Origin of the sequence: Thermomonas alba, assembly GCF_022419205.1 — a bacterium.
In the GTDB taxonomy this organism is placed as follows: domain Bacteria; phylum Pseudomonadota; class Gammaproteobacteria; order Xanthomonadales; family Xanthomonadaceae; genus Thermomonas; species Thermomonas alba.
Genome location: NZ_JAJOZU010000002.1, coordinates 193,977 through 211,430, shown reverse-complemented (window position 1 = coordinate 211,430; position 17,454 = coordinate 193,977). Strand labels below are relative to the sequence as shown.

Annotated in this window: 13 protein-coding genes; 7 read left to right on the top strand and 6 right to left on the bottom strand. The window is 69.8% G+C overall.

The genetic code is table 11. From position 1 onward, the window contains the following. Nucleotides 1-6 precede the first annotated feature (6 nt). Together polA and ML342_RS03460 are read left to right on the top strand one after the other, a co-directional pair. On the top strand, nt 7-2,739 hold the full coding sequence (gene polA / locus ML342_RS03465; protein WP_240125535.1) for a DNA polymerase I: 2,733 nt from the start codon (nt 7-9) through the stop codon (nt 2,737-2,739). 415 nt (nt 2,740-3,154) lie between these two features. Then, the gene (locus tag ML342_RS03460; RefSeq protein WP_240125534.1) at nt 3,155-4,057 is read left to right on the top strand and encodes an alpha/beta fold hydrolase; all 903 of its coding nucleotides are present in this window, start codon (nt 3,155-3,157) and stop codon (nt 4,055-4,057) included. Here the strand turns inward: ML342_RS03460 and ML342_RS03455 are convergent. Continuing rightward, nucleotides 3,985-5,427 (bottom strand): sigma-70 region 4 domain-containing protein, encoded by a 1,443-nt coding sequence (locus tag ML342_RS03455; protein ID WP_240125533.1) that lies wholly within the window; start codon nt 5,425-5,427, stop codon nt 3,985-3,987. The two genes, ML342_RS03460 and ML342_RS03455, sit on opposite strands and share 73 nt — an antisense overlap. Nucleotides 5,428-5,888: 461 nt before the next feature. Here ML342_RS03455 and ML342_RS03450 point away from each other — a divergent pair, with 461 nt between their 5' ends. The 3 genes from ML342_RS03450 (at nt 5,889) to glmU (ending at nt 10,605) form a co-directional block, all read left to right on the top strand. Then, nucleotides 5,889-8,081, top strand: coding sequence for a primosomal protein N' (locus ML342_RS03450; protein WP_240125532.1), 2,193 nt, complete (start codon nt 5,889-5,891; stop codon nt 8,079-8,081). Nucleotides 8,082-8,099: 18 nt separating this feature from the next. Beyond that, entirely contained in the window at nt 8,100-9,107 is a 1,008-nt protein-coding gene (gene tal / locus ML342_RS03445; protein WP_275672371.1) for a transaldolase, read from the top strand. A 133-nt stretch (nt 9,108-9,240) separates the two neighbouring features. After that, nucleotides 9,241-10,605 (top strand): bifunctional UDP-N-acetylglucosamine diphosphorylase/glucosamine-1-phosphate N-acetyltransferase GlmU, encoded by a 1,365-nt coding sequence (gene glmU, locus ML342_RS03440; protein ID WP_240125530.1) that lies wholly within the window; start codon nt 9,241-9,243, stop codon nt 10,603-10,605. Nucleotides 10,606-10,727: 122 nt separating this feature from the next. Here the strand turns inward: glmU and ML342_RS03435 are convergent, their stop codons facing one another. Together ML342_RS03435 and ML342_RS03430 are read right to left on the bottom strand one after the other, a co-directional pair. Continuing rightward, nucleotides 10,728-11,669: an electron transfer flavoprotein subunit alpha/FixB family protein gene (locus ML342_RS03435; protein ID WP_240125529.1), complete on the bottom strand. Its 942-nt coding sequence runs from the start codon at nt 11,667-11,669 to the stop codon at nt 10,728-10,730. After that, the gene (locus ML342_RS03430; RefSeq protein WP_240125528.1) at nt 11,669-12,415 is read right to left on the bottom strand and encodes an electron transfer flavoprotein subunit beta/FixA family protein; all 747 of its coding nucleotides are present in this window, start codon (nt 12,413-12,415) and stop codon (nt 11,669-11,671) included. The genes ML342_RS03435 and ML342_RS03430 overlap by 1 nt, the downstream gene beginning before the upstream one ends. A gap of 182 nt (nt 12,416-12,597) precedes the next feature. Between ML342_RS03430 and ML342_RS03425 the strand changes: the two genes are divergently transcribed. Together ML342_RS03425 and ML342_RS03420 are read left to right on the top strand one after the other, a co-directional pair. After that, a complete protein-coding gene (locus tag ML342_RS03425) occupies nt 12,598-13,317 on the top strand; it encodes a CoA transferase subunit A (protein ID WP_439655140.1) in 720 nt (239 codons plus the stop codon). 1 nt (nt 13,318) lies between these two features. Next, the gene (locus ML342_RS03420) at nt 13,319-13,945 is read left to right on the top strand and encodes a CoA transferase subunit B (protein WP_240125527.1); all 627 of its coding nucleotides are present in this window, start codon (nt 13,319-13,321) and stop codon (nt 13,943-13,945) included. Between the two features lie 176 nt (nt 13,946-14,121). On the opposite strand, the gene ML342_RS03415 is transcribed toward ML342_RS03420, so the two are convergent. From ML342_RS03415 to ML342_RS03405, 3 genes are all read right to left on the bottom strand, one after another. After that, on the bottom strand, nt 14,122-15,798 hold the full coding sequence (locus tag ML342_RS03415) for an electron transfer flavoprotein-ubiquinone oxidoreductase (RefSeq protein WP_240125526.1): 1,677 nt from the start codon (nt 15,796-15,798) through the stop codon (nt 14,122-14,124). Between the two features lie 87 nt (nt 15,799-15,885). After that, entirely contained in the window at nt 15,886-16,524 is a 639-nt protein-coding gene (locus ML342_RS03410) for an ABC-type transport auxiliary lipoprotein family protein (RefSeq protein WP_240125525.1), read from the bottom strand. Next, a complete protein-coding gene (locus ML342_RS03405; RefSeq protein WP_240125524.1) occupies nt 16,521-17,447 on the bottom strand; it encodes an MlaD family protein in 927 nt (308 codons plus the stop codon). Before ML342_RS03405 ends, ML342_RS03410 begins: the two co-directional genes overlap by 4 nt. Nucleotides 17,448-17,454 lie beyond the last annotated feature (7 nt).

The following is a 17,454-nucleotide window of genomic DNA, read 5'->3' as shown; positions in this document are numbered from 1 at the left end:
CGCGGGATGACACGCCTGGTCCTGATCGACGGTTCTTCCTACCTGTACCGCGCCTTCCACGCGCTGCCGCCGCTGTCGAACGCGGCCGGGGAGCCGACCGGCGCACTGTTCGGGGTGGTCAACATGCTGCGCGCCCACCTGAAGGAGCAGCCCGAGCACATCGCCTTCGTGGTAGATGCGCCGGGGCCGACCTTCCGCGACGCGCTGTACCCCGACTACAAGGCCAACCGCCCGCCGATGCCGGACGACCTGCGCGCGCAGATCGCGCCGATGCTCGATATCGTGCAGGCCCTGGGCATCCCGATCCTGCGCGTGCCGGGCGTGGAGGCCGACGACGTGATCGGCACCCTGGCCGTGCGCGCGGCGCAGCAGGGCATGCAGGTGACCATCTCCACCGGCGACAAGGATTTTGCGCAGCTGGTGCGGCCCGGCATCGCGCTGGTGAACACCATGAGCGGCAGCCGGCTGGATTCGCAGGAGGCCGTGCTCGCCAAGTTCGGCGTGCGTCCGGAGCAGATCGTCGATTACCTGGCGCTGATGGGCGACAGCATCGACAACGTGCCGGGCGTGGAGAAATGCGGGCCGAAGACGGCGGCCAAGTGGCTGGGCGAATACGGCTCGCTGGCGGGTGTGATCGAAAACGCGGGCGCCATCACGGGCAAGATCGGCGACAACCTGCGTGCCGCGCTGCCGCGCCTGCCGCTCAACCGCGAGCTGCTCACGATCAAGACCGACGTGGCGCTGGACGTGGCGCCGGCCGACCTCGCCCTGCGTCCGCGCGACGTGGACGCGCTGCGCGCGCTTTATACCCGCTACGGCTTCAACCAGGCGCTGAAGGAGCTGGACGCCGGCGCTCCCGCCGCGGCCGCTGCCCACGCGACCACGGCGTCGCAGGCCGATCCCGCGCTGGCCGCGCCCGGCGCGTATGCGGCCGTGCTGACCCGAGCGCAGCTCGACGACTGGATCGCGCGCCTGCGCGCGGCGGAGGAGTTTGCGTTCGACAGCGAGACCGACAGCCTCGATCCGCTGCGCGCCAACCTGGTCGGCCTCAGCTTCAGCGTGGAGCCGGGCCAGGCCTGCTACATCCCGCTCGGCCACGCGTACCCGAATGCGCCGGCGCAGCTGGATCGCGCGGCCGTGCTCGAGGCGCTGCGCCCGCTGCTGGAAGACCCGGCCAGGAAGAAGCTCGGCCAGCACGGCAAATACGACCTGCACGTGCTGCGCCGCCACGGCGTGGACGTGCGCGGCTATGCCGACGATACGATGCTGGAGAGCTTCGTGCTGGATGCCGGCATCGCCCGCCACGACATGGATTCGCTGGCCAGGCGCCACCTCGGCTACGACACCCTCAAGTACGAGGACGTAGCCGGCAAAGGCGCCAAGCAGATCCCGTTCTCGCAGGTGACGATCGACGTCGCCACCCGCTATGCCGCCGAGGACGCCGACATCACCCTGCGCCTGCACCGCGTGCTGGCGCCGAAGCTGGCGGCCGCGCCGCGCCTGCAATCGGTCTATCGCGACATCGAGATGCCGCTGGTGCCGGTGCTGGCGCGGGTGGAAGCCAACGGCGTGTTGGTGGATGCCGACGAGCTGCGCCGGCAGTCGGCGCAGCTCTCCCGGCGCATGCTGGCCCTGCAGCAGAAGGCCACCGAGCTGGCCGGGCGCAGCTTCAACCTGGAGTCACCCAGGCAGCTGGGCGCGCTGCTGTTCGACGAACTGAAGCTGCCGGCGCGGGTGAAGACCCCGGGCGGCGCGCCTTCGACCAACGAGGAGGCGCTGGAAGCGATCGCCGACCTGCACGAGCTGCCGCGGGTGATCCTGGACTACCGGCGACTGGCCAAGCTGCGCAGCACCTACACCGACAAGCTGCCGGAGATGGTCAACCCCGACACCGGGCGCGTGCACACCAGCTACCACCAGGCCGGCGCTGCCACCGGGCGGCTGTCCTCGTCCGATCCCAACCTGCAGAACATCCCGGTGCGCACCGAGGAGGGCCGGCGCATCCGCGCCGCGTTCGTCGCGCCGCCCGGGCGCAGGATCGTCGCGTTCGACTACTCGCAGATCGAGCTGCGGATCATGGCGCATCTTTCCGAGGACCCGGCGCTGCTACGCGCGTTCGCGCAGGGCGTCGATATCCACCGCGCCACCGCCGCCGAAGTGCTGGGCAAGCCGCTGGAGGCGGTCACCGCCGAAGAGCGACGCGCGGCCAAGGCGATCAACTTCGGGCTGATCTACGGCATGGGCGCGCACGGGTTGGCGCGTCAGCTCGGGATCGACCGCGGCCAGGCGCAGGACTACATCGCGCTCTACTTCAGCCGCTATCCTGGGGTGCGCGACTATATGGAGCGCACCCGCGCGCAGGCGCGCGAGCAGGGCTACGTCGAGACCGTGTTCGGCCGGCGCCTGGGGCTGGAGGCGATCCATTCGCGCAACGCCGCGCAGCGCGCCGGCGCCGAGCGTGCGGCGATCAACGCGCCGATGCAGGGCACCGCGGCCGACATCATCAAGCGCGCGATGGTGCGGGTGGATGCGTGGCTGGACGGCCAGCGCACCGCCGCCGGTGCGCCACGCGCGCTGATGATCCTGCAGGTACACGACGAACTGGTGTTCGAGGCCGACGAAGACTTCGTGCCCACGCTGTTGGCGCAGGTCCCCACGCTGATGGCCGGCGCCGCCGCGCTGCGGGTGCCGCTGGTGGTGGACAGCGGCGTGGGCGCCAACTGGGATGAAGCGCACTGAGCGCTCAGACACATGAAAAACGTGATCTTGCGCTGGCGTTTGGCAAGAGCCGTCGGAATGCAATGAATCATTCCTGAACCGAACGGTTTTTTAACTGAAATCTTCACGAACCATCAAGCCGCGCAGTGGTCATATAGCACGCGACAGGTGCAACGCCTGTCGTGTCGATCACAACCCCTCCCCTGGTGTGATCAACCGGAAGGCAACCGGTCCTCCCCAACCGGCCTTCCCCGGCCCCGCAGCCCACCCCTGGCTGCGGGGCTTTTTCTTGTCTCATTTCCCAGGTCCGGGGAAATGCGGCCCGGATCTTGGGAACAGCTGGTCAACTCAGCAACTGTCTTGTGATTCAGCCGTTCAGGCCAAGAGCCTGCCAGCTGTGCGCAGCTCATCACGGTGCAGCGCCTACAATGCACGGATGCGCTTTCCCGACTATCCGTTTGCTCCCCGCCGCTTCGAAGTTCGCCCCGGCATTGCGATGTCTTACCTCGACGAGGGGCCGCGCGATGGCGAGGTGATCGTCATGCTGCACGGCAATCCTTCGTGGAGCTATTACTGGCGCCACCTGGTGCTGGGTCTGCGCGACAGATACCGCTGCATCGTGCCCGACCACGTCGGCATGGGGCTGTCCGACCGCCCGGACGATGGCGTGTCCGCGCAGCCGCGCTACGACTACACCTTGCAGTCGCGGATCGACGATCTCGATGCGCTGCTGAAGCACCTTGGCATCGCCGGCCCGTTGACGCTGGCGGTGCACGATTGGGGCGGGGCGATTGGCTTTGGCTGGGCGCTGCGAGATCCGGCGCGGGTGCGGCGATTGCTCATCACCAATACCGGCGCGTTTCCGCTGCCTGCGGCCAAGCGCTTCCCGCGGCGGCTGGCGCTGGGGCGAGATTCGCGGATTGGCGGCTGGCTGATCCGCCGCTTCAACCTGTTCGCGCGCGGTGCGGCCTGGCTCGGCACGCGCCGTTGGTTGCCCAAGGACGTGCGCGCGGCCTATGCCGGCGTGTATGACGGCTGGGACAACGCGATTGCCACCCTGCGCTTCATGCAAGACATTCCGCTGCACGAGGACGACCGTGCGATGCCGCTGGTGCGGGCCATGGCACGGGCGCTGCCCGACTATGCGGACCGGCCTGCCTTCATCGCCTGGGGGCTGCGTGATTTCGTGTTCGACCGTCACTTCCTCGACGGCTTTCGCCAGGCGCTGCCGAACGCGGAGGTGCATGCCGATGCGGATGCCGGCCACTACGTGCTGGAAGACAAGCACGAGGACCTGGTGCCGCTGATGCGCGCGTTTCTGGAGCGCACCTCGGGCTGAGCGTGGCATCCCGGCGCGCGCGCGGTCGCGAGCGTCAGGGGCGGCTGCAGCTGCCCCTGCAGCCAGGCCGCGCGCTGTGTCGGCGGTTGCGTCAGGAGAGCGCGCCGCAGCGCGGCGCGAGACTGCGGCGGCGTGGTCTGCGCCAGCCGCGCCAGCAAATCCAGCTCGCCGTCACTTGCCGCGTGCAGCAACTGGAGCAGCGCGCTGCGCTCGCGCGGATCGACGAAGGCGAACAGCGGCGCGATGCGTGGCCACGCGCGGCCCAGGCGGGGGCCGAGGTGCCAGCCGCGCTGGGCCTCGAACGGTTGCTGCAGGAAGCGAGCGCGCAGGGCCTGCTGCTGGAGCGCCGGCAGCGCATCGAAGCGGTTCGCAGTTTCACGCAGCTGGTCACGTTCCGCGGCGGGCAGCGTCTGCCACTCGGCCCAGGCCGCGCGCGCCTGGGCGCGCGCCATGGGCGACAGCCGTTCCCATGCCTGCGCGCGCGCTGCGAGCGCGGCATCCGTGGTGGGCATAGCGGTGATGACGGTGGGCGTCTGCGCCGACACCGGCAGCACGGCCTCTGCCGCCAGCCACGCCAGCAGCGGCAGGCGCTGCGCCTGCATCAGCGTGGCTGGATCCTCCAGCAGCGCCCGATCGGGCTGCAGGGCTGGGTCCATCGGGTCGAAGCGGGCGCGCGGCGGATTCGCTGGCGGCAGCGCCTCGACCCGCACGTGCGTCTGCCAGTCATGGAGGTGGGCGCGTAGCGCGGGTTCCAGCAAGAAGGTGGCGGCCAGCGCCAGCGCGCATAGCAGAACCCCAAGCCATAGCCAGCGCAGACGGCGTGAAAAAAGAGACGTGTGCGGCGTCTGTTGTTTCGCAACCGTGTCGGCAGCGGCAGGTGCGACGTCCGGCAGGGCCTCCAGCGAGCGTTTGACCGCCGCGCTCCACGCGCGCCAGACGTCCAGATCCGGTTGCCCGAGCGCGTCGCGCGGCAGTGCGTTGCGGATGCGCTCGTGGTAGGCAGGGATGGAGATGCCAAGCGCGGCGGCCGCATCGGACTCGTCCAGGCCGGCCACCAGGTGCAGCAGCACTGCGGCGCGCGCGGGAGGCGGCAGCCGCGCGATCGCCGGCAGCGGGCCGGCGGCCGGGTGCGCGATGTGGCGGCCCATGGCAGGAACCGACAGCAGCAGCCGCCAGAACTGCAGCGGCCATTGCGACATCGGCCAGTCGCTGGCGTCGCTGGCGAAGACCCGATGGGCCACTGCCAGTGCGCGCTGGGCGGCCTGCGCATCGCCGGTCTGGACCCGCGCCAGCAGACGCGCGCGCCGATCCACTCCGCGCAGGAATGCGGTGACCGCCGCAGGGGTCGGTGACGGGGCGGGCGTAGTCATGGCAGACGTGCGGGCACGGCCCATCATACCCCCGCCCGCGCCGGCAGCAGAGCTTGACACAGGGTCGGCGCCCGGCTCCGCAAGCCGTGGCGCGGGGTGTGGGTAAATCGGTTGTGCACAGGCGTAAAAATCCCGTCACGCCCCCGGTTTCACGCCTGAACGTGCGTTCAGGCGCGTCCTGTTTCACGCGCAAGCGCATGATTTATCTTGATTTTTTCGGGATGACGATTTTTTGTCCAGAAGCCAGTAGGGCTTGTTGGGTTGCGCCCTGCGGCGCGGCATCCGGACGGTATGCACACACTTATCCACAGTGCGTGTGGATAAAGATCAAACCCGTTTCTAAACAATGGATTACGGGGATTTAATGAGGCGAGGTGGAGCTGTGGGCGATAACTTGGGCAGTGCCGGCGTCCATGGATGCGGCCCGCGCCAGCGCCACCGGCATGGCCTAGACTGCGGTGATGCCCGCTGCTACTCCAACCCTGCAGGTGGCGCTGCCGGTGCCGCTGCCGCGCCTGTTCGATTACCTGCCGCCCACAGGCGTCGCCGCGGCTTCGGTGGCGGTCGGCCAACGCGTGCGGGTGCCGTTCGGCAACCGTGAGCTGTGCGGGGTGGTATTGGGCCACGCCGAGGCCGCGCCCGGGGTCGAGCTGCGCGCGGCGCTGGAAGTGCTGGATGCCGGCCCGTTGCTGCAGGGCGAACTGTTGGATTCCCTGCGCTGGCTGGCCGGCTACCTGCATGCGCCGATGGGCGAAGTGCTGGCCACCGCACTGCCAGCGGCGCTGCGGCGCGGCGAGCCGTTGCCGGACACCGCCCGCCACGGCTGGAGCCTGACCGAGGCGGGGCGCACCGCGCTGCCGCGGTTGCGTGCGGGTAAGCCGCGGCAGCTGGCGGAGATGTTGCGTGAGGCGCGCGATGAGCGCTGGCTGGACGCGGCTCTGCCCGGCTGGCGTGCTCCGCTGCGCCGTCTGTGCGCACGCGCCCTGGCCGAGCGGGTGGTGCTGGCGGAGGCGCCAGTGCCGGCGCCGCAGGCGGCGGAGTTTTCGCCCAACCCCGAGCAGCAGGCAGCGATCATGGCGATTCGCGCCGCAACCGGGTTTGCGCCGTTCCTGCTGGATGGCGTCACCGGTAGCGGCAAGACCGAGGTCTATCTGCAGGCCATCGCCGATTGCCTGGCGCGGGATCGCCAGGCCCTGGTGCTGGTGCCGGAGATCGGGCTGACCCCGCAGTTGCTGGGGCGATTCCAGGCTCGCCTCGGCGTGCCGGTGCACGTTCTGCATTCCGGCTTGGGCGATGGCGAACGCGCCGCGACCTGGACGGCCGCGCTGCGCGGGCAGGCGCGGGTGATCCTCGGCACCCGCTCGGCGGTGTTCACGCCGCTGCCGCGCGCCGGGTTGATCGTGGTGGATGAGGAGCACGACACCAGCTTCAAGCAGTTCGACGGCATCCGCTACCACGCGCGTGACTTCGCCATCGTGCGTGCGCGCGCGCTGGACGTGCCGATCGTATTGGGCAGCGCGACCCCTTCGCTGGAATCGCTGCACAACGCGCGCAGCGGGCGATTTGGCATGCTGCGCCTGCCGCGGCGCGCGGGTCTGGCGCAGCCACCCAGCGTGCGGGTGGTGGACGTGCGCAAGCGTCCGCTGCAGGCCGGGCTGTCGGAGATGGCGCGGCAGGCGATCGCCGAGGCCGTGGGCGCAGGCGGGCAGGTGCTGGTGTTCAGGAACCGCCGCGGCTATGCGCCGGTGCTGCTCTGCCACGATTGCGGCTGGAACGCGCATTGTCCGCGCTGCAGCAGCGAGGAGCGGCCGACGCCGATGACCGTGCACGCGCACGGCAAGCGCCTGCAATGCCATCACTGCGGCTATCGCAAGCCATCGCCGCCGGCCTGCCCGGACTGCGCCAGCCTGGCGCTGCAGCCGCAGGGCAACGGCACCGAGCGGATCGAGGAAATCCTCAAGCAGGCATTCCCCGCCGTCCCGGTGCTGCGCATCGACCGCGGCAGTACCAGCGGGCGCGATGCCCTGCAAAAGCACCTGCACGCCTTGGGGACGCAGCCGGGCATTCTGGTCGGCACCCAGATGCTGGCCAAGGGGCATGATCTGCCCGGACTCACCCTGGTCGTGGTGGTCGGGATCGACGAAGGGCTGTTCTCGGTGGATTTCCGCAGCGGCGAGAAGCTCGCGCAGCTGCTGGTGCAGGTGGCGGGCCGCGCCGGACGCGCAGAGCGGCCGGGCGAGGTGCTGCTGCAGACCCATCATCCCGAGCATCCGCTGCTGCAGGTCTTGCTGCGCGGCGGCTACCACGCCTTCGCGGAGACCGAGTTGGCGCAACGACAGGCTGCCGGCCTGCCGCCGTTCACGCACCTGGCCTTGCTGCGCGCGCAGGCGCGCCACGCCGAATCACCGCAGCAGTTCCTGCAGGCGGCGCGCGACCTGCTGCGGGAGCGCGTGGCAGAGCTGCAGGTGTCCGATCCGCTGCCGGCTCCGATGCCGCGCCGCGCCGGGCAGGCGCGCATGCAGCTGCTGCTGATGGCCCGCCAGCGGCGCGCGCTGCATGCCGCGCTGGGCGCGCTACTCCCGGCGCTGCACGCCCTGCCTGCGGCGCGTCGGGTGCGTTGGTCGCTGGACGTCGATCCGGTCGATCTGTACTGAAGCCGTGCATCGGCGACAATGGTCGTCCTCACCAGCACACCGGATGGTGCCGTGATCTCTCAGCTCGACCAGCTTCGCCAGCATTCCGTGGTGGTCGCCGACACCGGCGACATCGAGGCCATCGCCCGCTACGCGCCGATGGACGCCACCACCAACCCTTCACTGCTGCTGAAAGCGGCCGCATTGCCGGCCTATGCGCCGCACATCGAGGCGGCGGTGGCGGCGGCCAGCGGCGAGGATCAGGTCGGCGACGCCTGCGACCGTCTGGCCGTGCTGATCGGCAGCGAAATCCTGACGCTGATTCCGGGGCGGGTGTCCACCGAGGTCGATGCGCGGCTCAGCTTCGATACCGAGGCCACCATCGCCAAGGCGCAGCGGCTGGTGCAGCTGTATGCCGAGGCCGGGATCGGGCGCGAGCGTCTGTTGATCAAGATCGCGGCGACCTGGGAGGGCATTCGCGCCGCCGAGCGGCTGGAGCGCGAAGGCATCGCCTGCAACCTCACCCTGCTGTTCTCCTTCGCGCAGGCGCGCGCCTGCGCCGACGCCGGGGTGTTCCTGATCTCGCCCTTCGTCGGCCGTATCCTCGACTGGCATCTCGCCCACGGCATGGCGCCTCCGGCCGCGCCGCAGGACGACCCCGGCGTGCAGTCGGTGGCCCGCATCTGGCACCACTACAAGCGGCACGGCTATGGCACCGTGGTGATGGGCGCCAGCTTCCGCAACACCGGACAGGTGCTGGCGCTGGCCGGTTGCGATCGGCTCACCATCGCGCCCGAACTGCTCGCGTCGCTGGCCGCCGCGCGTGGCGAGGTGCCGCGGGCGCTGTGCGTCCCGGACACGACCATCGCGCCTCCGGCGGCGCTGGCAGAAGCCGACTTCCGCTGGCAGCACAACGAGGATGCGATGGCCAGCGACAAGCTGGCGGAAGGCATCCGCAAGTTCGCTGCGGATCAGCGTGCGTTGGAAGCGCGCCTGGCCGAGCGCTTGGCCAGGCGGCCGCGCAGGGCGGCGTTCGCAGCGGGCTGAGGGCCGGCAGGCCCGAGCGGCGGCTGGCACGCCGTCGGCATCCGCCTGCACGCGGCGACGGTCGGCTGTCGCCGCAGCGGTGCCTGGCGCCGGAGACAGTAGAATCGCTCACCACCCTCGAATGGAGTTGCGCATGAGTGCACCGCTGCATGTCGTGATCCTGGCGGCCGGGGAAGGCAAGCGCATGCGCTCGGCGATTCCCAAGGTGCTGCAGCGCATCGCGGGCCGCCCGATGCTGGCCCACGTGATCGCAACGGCGCGCGCGCTGGCTCCCGCGGGGATTCACGTGGTCTATGGGCATGGCGGAGAGCAGGTGCGCGCCGCCTTCGCCGAGCAGCCGGATCTGCACTGGGTGCGGCAGGCGCCGCCGCTGGGAACCGGGCATGCGGTGCAGCAGGCGATGCCGGGGATTCCCGGCGGAGCGCGCGTGCTGGTGCTGTATGGCGATGTGCCGCTGCTCACCGATGCGACCCTGCGCAAGTTGCTGCAGGCGCCGCGCTCGCTCGCAGTCCTGGCCGCGGAGCTGCACGACCCCACCGGTTACGGCCGCATCGTGCGCGATGCCGAAGGGCATGTCGCGGCGATCGTGGAGCACAAAGATGCCGACGAGGAGCAGCGCCGTATCCGCCTGGTCAACTCCGGGGTGATCGCCGCCGAGGGCGACGCCCTGCGCCACTGGCTCGCCGGTCTGCGCAACCACAATGCGCAGGGCGAGTACTACCTGACCGACGTGTTCGCCGCCGCCGCGCGCGAGTTTGCGGCGGCCGAGGTGGTGATCGTCGAAGATCCGCTCGAGATCGAAGGTGCCAACGATCCCTGGCAGCTGGCGCAGCTGGAGCGCGCGTTCCAGCGGCGGCAGGTGCAGGCGCTATGCCGCCAGGGCGTGCGAATCGCGGACCCGGCGCGCGTGGACATCCGCGGTACGGTGCGCGTCGGCCAGGATGTCGAGCTCGACGTGGACGTGGTGCTGGAAGGCGAGGTCGAACTCGGCGACGGCGTGCGCATCGGCCCGTTTTGCCGCATCCGCGACGCCCGCATCGCATCCGGCGTGGAGGTGCGCGCGCACTGCGACATCGAGGGCAGCCAGATCGGCGCAGGCGCGCAGGTTGGGCCGTTTGCGCGACTGCGGCCAGGAACCGAGCTCGCCGCCGGCGCGCACATCGGCAACTTCGTGGAGACCAAGAACGCGCGTATCGGCAGCGGCAGCAAGGCGAACCATCTGAGTTACCTGGGCGATGCCGTGATTGGTGCCGGGGTGAACATCGGGGCCGGCACCATCACCTGCAACTACGACGGCGCGCGCAAGCATCAGACCGTGATCGGTGATGGCGCGTTCATCGGCTCCAACAGCGCGCTGGTGGCGCCAGTGACGATCGGCGCGGAGGCGACCATCGGCGCCGGCTCGGTGATCGCCAAGGACGCGCCGCCTGGCAAACTCACCGTCGCCCGCGCCCGCCAGCAGACGGTGGAGGGCTGGAAACGGCCGGTGAAGCCCTGAAGCCGGCTGCCGGTGTTTTCCGCGCGGCCAACTGCTGCACTGTCGGTTCATCTGGCGTGAACGCGCCGAGGCCCGCATGCTGGCGGGCCTCGGCGTAGATTGCGGGAGGTGTGGCGGACGGGTCAGCCCAGCGCGCGCTCCAGTTCCGGCAGCACCTGGAACAGATCGCCGACCAGGCCGATATCGGCGACCTCGAAGATCGGCGCGTCGGCGTCCTTGTTGATGGCGACGATGGTGCCGGCGTCCTTGATGCCGGTGAGGTGCTGGATGGCGCCGCTGATGCCGACGGCGATGTACAGCTCCGGCGCGATGATCTTGCCGGTCTGGCCCACCTGCAGTTCGTTCGGCACGTAGCCGGCGTCCACCGCGGCGCGTGAGGCGCCGACCGCGGCCCCCAGCTTGTCGGCCAGGCTGTAGATCACGCGGAAGTTCTCCTCCGAGCCCACGCCGCGGCCGCCGGAGACCACGCGCCGCGCCGATTGCAGGTCGGGGCGGTCGGATTTGCCGGCCGCCAGGCCGACGTAGCGGGTGTGGGTGGGCAGCGCCACGTCCACGTTCGCCGCTTCCACCGGCGCGCTGCCGCCGCGCGGCGCTTCCGGCCAGGACGCGATGCGCACGGTGGCGACCACGGTCTGATCGACCGGCGCCTGCACGGTGATGATGGCGTTGCCGGCATAGATCGGGCGTTTGAAGGTGTAGGGGCCTTCCACCGCCATCAGGTCGGAGATCTGGTTCACGCCGAGCAGGGCCGCCACGCACGGCATCAGATCCTTGCCGAAAGTGGTGGACGGGCCGAACACATGGGTATAGCCATTGGCGAGCGCGGCCACCTGTGGCGCCAGCACCTGCGCGATGGGATGCGCGTTGGCGGGATTGGCCACGGTGCGCACCTTGGCCACGCCGGCGATCTGCGCGGCTTGCGCGGCCACCCCGGCGGGCTCTGCGGCCAGCACGACGATGTCGATCGCCTCGGGCGCGAGCGCCTGCGCGGCGGAGACGCACTTGGCGGTAGCGGGGTTGAGCGTGCCGTCCTGGTGTTCGGCGACGATGAGAATCTTGGCCATTACAGGAGCCCCTTCTGCTTGAGCACGGCCACCAGCTCGGCCGCATCCTTCACCATCACCCCGCGGCTGCGCTGGGCAGGCGGGGCGTAGTGGGTGGTCTTGAGCGAGTCGTTCACTTCCACGCCCAGGTCGGCCAGCGCCAGCGTTTCCAGCGGCTTGCTCTTGGCCTTCATGATGTCCGGCAGCTTGATGAAGCGCGGCTCGTTCAGACGCAGGTCGGTGGTGACCACCGCCGGCAGCTCGACCTCGAGCGTCTCCAGGCCGGCATCCACCTCGCGCACCACGGTGGCCTTGCCATCGCTGACGTCGAGCTTGGAGGCGAAGGTCGCCTGCGGGCGGCCCCAGAGCGTGGCCAGCATCTGGCCGGTCTGGCCGGCGTCGTCGTCGATCGCCTGCTTGCCCAGGATCACCAGGTCCGGCTGCTCCTTCTCGACCAGCTTGAGCAGGGTGCGGGCGACGGTCAGCGGCTGCAGCGGCTGGTCGGCGACCACGTGGATGGCGCGGTTGGCGCCCATGGCCAAGCCGTTGCGCAGGTGCGCCTGGGCATCAGCCGGGGCGATGGTGGCGACCACCACTTCGCTGGCGATGCCTTTGTCGCGCAGGCGTAAGGCTTCTTCCAGGGCGATGTCGTCGAACGGGTTGGGCGACAGCTTGACGCCGTCGGTGACCACGCCGGAGCCATCCGGCTTGACCTGGATGCGGACGTTGTAGTCCACCACGCGCTTGTAGCCGACGAGGATCTTCATCGTGCGGTTGTCCTTGGGGGAACGGAGGGCGGCTTGATGGCCGGGCTGCGTATTTTAGCGGACGGGCGTCGGCCCTGCCCGCCGCGAAGGTGTGGGCGGGCAATTGCCCGAAAGTCCGCTGGGCGTTGTCGCACGAAACGTTAGAATGCGGGCTCCATTTGCAGTCGTATGAGGAACTGTCCGTGGCATCCGCCAAGAGCAAGCTGTACGACAGTGCCGCCGCCGCCCTCGCCGGGCTGGTGGCCGATGGCCAGACCCTCGCCGTGGGCGGCTTCGGCCTGTGCGGCATCCCGGAGGCCCTGATCGCGGCGCTGCGCGATTCGGGAGTGAAGAATCTCACCGTGATCTCCAACAATGCCGGGGTGGATGGCTTCGGCTTGGGGTTGCTGCTGGAGACCCGGCAGATCCGCAAGATGATTTCGTCCTACGTGGGCGAGAACAAGGAGTTCGAGCGCCAGTACCTTTCCGGCGAGTTGGAACTGGAGTTCAATCCGCAGGGCACGTTGGCCGAGCGTCTGCGCGCCGGTGGCGCGGGGATCCCGGCGTTCTTCACCGCCACCGGCTATGGCACCGTGGTCGCCGAGGGCAAGGAAACGCGCCAGATCGATGGCCGCTGGTATGTGCTGGAAACCGCGCTCAAGGCGGATGTCGCCCTGGTCAAGGCGTGGAAGGCCGACAAAGCGGGCAACCTGGTGTTCCGCAAGACCGCGCGCAACTTCAACCCGGTTTGCGCGATGGCCGGCAAGGTGTGCGTGGCGGAAGTGGAGGAGGTGGTGGAGATCGGTCAGATCGATCCCGACCATGTGCATCTGCCCGGCATCTATGTGGACCGGATCGTGCACAACCCGCATCCAGAAAAGCGCATCGAACAGCGTACCATTCGCCAGCCGGAGGGTAACTGACATGGCCTGGACCCGTGACCAGATGGCGCAGCGCGCCGCCCGCGAACTCACCGATGGCGCCTATGTGAATCTCGGCATCGGCCTGCCCACGCTGGTGGCCAACCACATTCCCGAGGGCATGCACGTCTGGCTGCAGAGCGAGAACGGCCTGCTCGGGATCGGCCCGTTTCCGACCGAGGACGAGGTCGATCCGGATCTGATCAACGCCGGCAAGCAGACCGTCACCGCGGTGCCGGGCGCCAGCTTCTTCGGCAGCCATGACTCGTTCGCGATGATCCGCGGCGGGCACATCGATCTGGCGATCCTCGGCGCGATGGAAGTCACCGACAAGGGGGATCTGGCCAACTGGATGGTGCCCGGCAAGATGGTAAAGGGCATGGGCGGCGCGATGGATCTGGTGGCCGGCGTGCAGCGCGTGGTGGTCTTGATGGAGCACACCACCAAGACCGGCGCCCCGAAGATCCTGCCCGCGTGCACCCTGCCGCTGACCGGCGTGGGTGTGGTCGATCGCATCATCACCGAACTGGGCGTGTTCGACGTGACCCCGGAGGGCCTGACGCTGGTCGAGCTCGCAGACGGCGTGACGCGTGAGGAAGTGGTTGCAAAGACCGGCGTCCCGCTGCACTGAGGCATCGCAGCCGCTGCCGGCAGGCGAGCTCCTGCAGCGGAATCAGGAAGAGGAGGCAGCGGCGAGCCCGCTGCCGGAGGGCAGCCGCGGAAGGGACTCAGCCCCTGCGGATTTTCCCGCCCGCATCAGATGCCTCCAATGACGAAAAGCCGCCTTCAAGGCGGCTTTTTCGTGCCTCACATGTTCTGGTAGTTCGGCCCGCCGCCGCCCTGCGGGGTGACCCAGACGATGTTCTGGGTCGGGTCCTTGATGTCGCAGGTCTTGCAGTGCACGCAGTTGGCGGCGTTGATCTGCAGGCGCTCGCTGCCGGCCTCGCCAACGTACTCGTACACACCCGCCGGGCAGTAGCGCGCCTCGGGACCGGCGTATTCCTTCAGGTTCACCGCGACCGGGATCGCCGGGTTCTTCAGCGTCAGGTGCGCCGGCTGGTTCTCGTCGTGGTGGGTGCTGGAGAGGAACACCGAGCTGAGGCGGTCGAAGGTCAGCACGCCATCAGGTTTGGGGTACTCGATCTTCGGTTGGGTCGCCGCCGGTTGCAGGCAGGCGTGGTCGGGCTGTTGCCGGTGGAGCGTCCACGGCGGATTGCGGATGCCCAGCTTCGGCAGCAGCCACTGCTCGATGCCGGTCATCACCGTGGCGACGCGCCGGCCCTTCTTGAACCACTGCTTGAAGTTCTTCGCCTGCAGCAGCTCGGCATGCAGCCAGCTTGCCTCGAACGCCGCCGGATAGGCGCTGAGCTCGTCGCGCGCGCGGCCCTCGCCCAGCGCCGCGAACGCGGCTTCGGCCGCGAGCATGCCGGTCTTGATCGCGGCATGGCTGCCCTTGATGCGGCTGGCGTTGAGGTAGCCGGCTTCGCAGCCCACCAGCGCGCCGCCCGGGAAGACCGTCTTCGGCAGGCTCAGCAGGCCGCCGGCGGTGATCGCGCGCGCGCCGTAGCCGATGCGCTTGCCGCCCTCCAGGTGCTTGCGGATCGCCGGATGGGTCTTGAAGCGCTGGAACTCGCCAAACGGGCTCAGCCAGGGGTTCTTGTAGTCCAGCCCGACCACGAAGCCGACCGCGATCTTGCCGTCCTCGGCGTGGTACAGGAACGAGCCGCCGTAGGTGTCGGCATCCAGCGGCCAGCCGGCGGTATGCACCACCAGGCCAGGCTGGTGCCTGGCCGGATCGGCCTGCCACAGCTCCTTGATGCCGATGCCGTAGCTCTGCGGGTCTTTGCCCGCGTCGAGCTGGTAGCGGGCGATCAGCTGCCGGCCGAGGTGGCCGCGCGCGCCTTCGGCGAAGATCGTGTATTTGGCGTGCAGCGCCATGCCGCGCTGGAACTGCGCGGTGGGCCGGCCGTCCTTGCCGATGCCCATGTCGCCGGTGGCCACGCCCTTCACCGCGCCGGCGTCGTCGTAGAGGACTTCGGCGGCGGGAAAGCCGGGGAAGATCTCCACGCCCAGCGCTTCGGCCTGCTGCGCCAGCCAGCGCGTCACCGCGCCCAGGCTGACGATGTAGTTGCCCTCGTTCTTGAAGCAGTCCGGCAGCAGCCAGTGCGGGGTGGCCCTGGCGCCGGTTTCACTCAGGAACAGGAACTCGTCGCGGGTGACGGCCTGCCTGAGCGGCGCGCCGCGTTCGCGCCAGTCCGGAAACAGCTCGGTGAGCGCGCGCGGATCCATGATCGCGCCGGAGAGGATGTGCGCGCCCGGCTCGGAACCCTTCTCCAGCACGCACACCGAGACCTCGCGCCCGCCCGCGGCGGCCAGCTGCTTGAGGCGGATCGCACAGGCCAGCCCGGCCGGACCGGCGCCGACCACGACGATGTCGTAGTCCATCGATTCGCGTTCGATGCTCTCCGGGGCGATGGCATTCATGCGGCATTCTCCTGTGGCGAACCTGCGATTGTCCGAGGTTTGCCGGAGGCGGGCAATCCGCCGGCGTATGGCGCGCTGCGCGCGCGATCAGCGCAGTGGCGCGGAGGGCGCCTGCCCGGTGGCCAGCGTCCAGCCGGCGATGTCGTGGCCGAGCCTGCCCAGCGCGGATGCGAACGCGGCGGCCAGCGCGTCGGCGTGGTCGCTGGCGGCGGCCTGGCGGACCTCGAAGCTGCGGCTGCCGGCGATCGCCATTGCGTCCACCTTCAGCAGCTTGGCGCCGACCTCGATGCGCACGCTTGGGCCGCCGGCGACCTCGGCCTGGAAGCGGCGCACCTCCAGCAGCAGGCGGTACTCGGCGGCCTGGCCGCTGCCGGAGCGCGCCACCGCCAGGATCTTGCCGCTGTCCTCCAGCGTGCGCAGCACCGCGGATTCCACCATGGCCGTCGGCGCGCGCGCCCAGGCCACGCCGCGATAGGGTTGCAGCTCCTCGCCACCGGGGCTGACCAGCAGGCGCTGGCCGTCCAGCAGCGCGGAGTCGCTGCTGGCGGTCAGCGACAGCGACCAGCCCACCGACGGCCAGGCCGGGTCCGCCGGCTGCAGCGCCGGCGCGGGGTCGTACACCCGGGTGGCCTGGCGCGGGGCACCGCCCAGCAGGCTACTGCAGCCGGCCAGCAGCCCGGCCAGCAGGGCAAGGAGAACGCGCGGGGCGCGGCCTGGGGCGTTCATTTCGGTTCGTACTCCTTGGGTGCGTCGCGCCCCAGCAGGTAGCGCGCGGGGTTGCTCTGCAGGCGGCCGGACAGCGCGCGCAGGTCGCGCGCCAGGCCGCGCAGTTCCACCAGGGTCGGCTCCAGCTGCGGCAGGCCGTCGTGGGTGAAGCTGCGCAGCGCCGGGCGGTTTTCGGCAATCATCGCATTGGCATTGCCAGCCGCCGCATCGAGCTTGGCGATACTGGCGTCGAGCCTGTCCAGCACCGCCGGCAGCCGCTGCACGAGATTGCGGTCGAGGCCCTGCAGGGTGCCGTTGGCGGTATCGAGGGTGGTCTTCATCGCGGCGCTGGCATCGCGCGCGTTGACGATCAGCCGTTCGATGTCCTGCCGGCGCGCGGCCAGGGCGGCGCTGGTCTGCTCGAGGTTGGCCAGGGTGGCGTTGATGTGCTGGATGTTGTCCTCGCTCAGCAGCTCGTCCAGCCGCGCCACCAGCCGGTTCGCGCTGTCGGCGATGTTCTGCAGCGCGGAAGGCTCGGTGCGGATCACCGCGATGTCGCTGCCGGGCGGCGGCTGCAGCAGCGGGGCATTCGGGCTGCCGCCGCTGAGCAGGATGAACGGCACCCCGGTGATGCCCTGCTGCGAGAGCTTGGCGCGGGTATCCACCTTGACCGGGATATCCGCCTTCAGCTTCAGCAGCGCCACCACCCGGCGCGGGTCGGCCGGGTCCAGGCTGAGCTTGTCCACGGTGCCGACCGAGATGCCGTTGTACTGCACGCCGCCGCCTTCGGTCAGGCCCACCACCGGCTCGGTGAACACCACCTGGTAGCGCTGCCAGCTGCGGTCTGCGCCGAACTTGGTGGCCCACAGCACGAACAGCAGCAGGAACACCGTCGCCAGCAGGGCGAAGCTTCCGATCAGCACGTAGTTGGCGCGGGTTTCCATGGTTCTG

Coding starts and splice junctions, on each gene's coding strand:
- polA (WP_240125535.1), top strand. CDS start 7: ATGACACGCCTGGTCCTGATCGACGGTTCTTCCTACCTGTACCGCGCC.
- ML342_RS03460 (WP_240125534.1), top strand. CDS start 3,155: ATGCGCTTTCCCGACTATCCGTTTGCTCCCCGCCGCTTCGAAGTTCGC.
- ML342_RS03455 (WP_240125533.1), bottom strand. CDS start 5,427: ATGACTACGCCCGCCCCGTCACCGACCCCTGCGGCGGTCACCGCATTC.
- ML342_RS03450 (WP_240125532.1), top strand. CDS start 5,889: ATGCCCGCTGCTACTCCAACCCTGCAGGTGGCGCTGCCGGTGCCGCTG.
- tal (WP_275672371.1), top strand. CDS start 8,100: ATGGTCGTCCTCACCAGCACACCGGATGGTGCCGTGATCTCTCAGCTC.
- glmU (WP_240125530.1), top strand. CDS start 9,241: ATGAGTGCACCGCTGCATGTCGTGATCCTGGCGGCCGGGGAAGGCAAG.
- ML342_RS03435 (WP_240125529.1), bottom strand. CDS start 11,669: ATGGCCAAGATTCTCATCGTCGCCGAACACCAGGACGGCACGCTCAAC.
- ML342_RS03430 (WP_240125528.1), bottom strand. CDS start 12,415: ATGAAGATCCTCGTCGGCTACAAGCGCGTGGTGGACTACAACGTCCGC.
- ML342_RS03420 (WP_240125527.1), top strand. CDS start 13,319: ATGGCCTGGACCCGTGACCAGATGGCGCAGCGCGCCGCCCGCGAACTC.
- ML342_RS03415 (WP_240125526.1), bottom strand. CDS start 15,798: ATGAATGCCATCGCCCCGGAGAGCATCGAACGCGAATCGATGGACTAC.
- ML342_RS03410 (WP_240125525.1), bottom strand. CDS start 16,524: ATGAACGCCCCAGGCCGCGCCCCGCGCGTTCTCCTTGCCCTGCTGGCC.
- ML342_RS03405 (WP_240125524.1), bottom strand. CDS start 17,447: ATGGAAACCCGCGCCAACTACGTGCTGATCGGAAGCTTCGCCCTGCTG.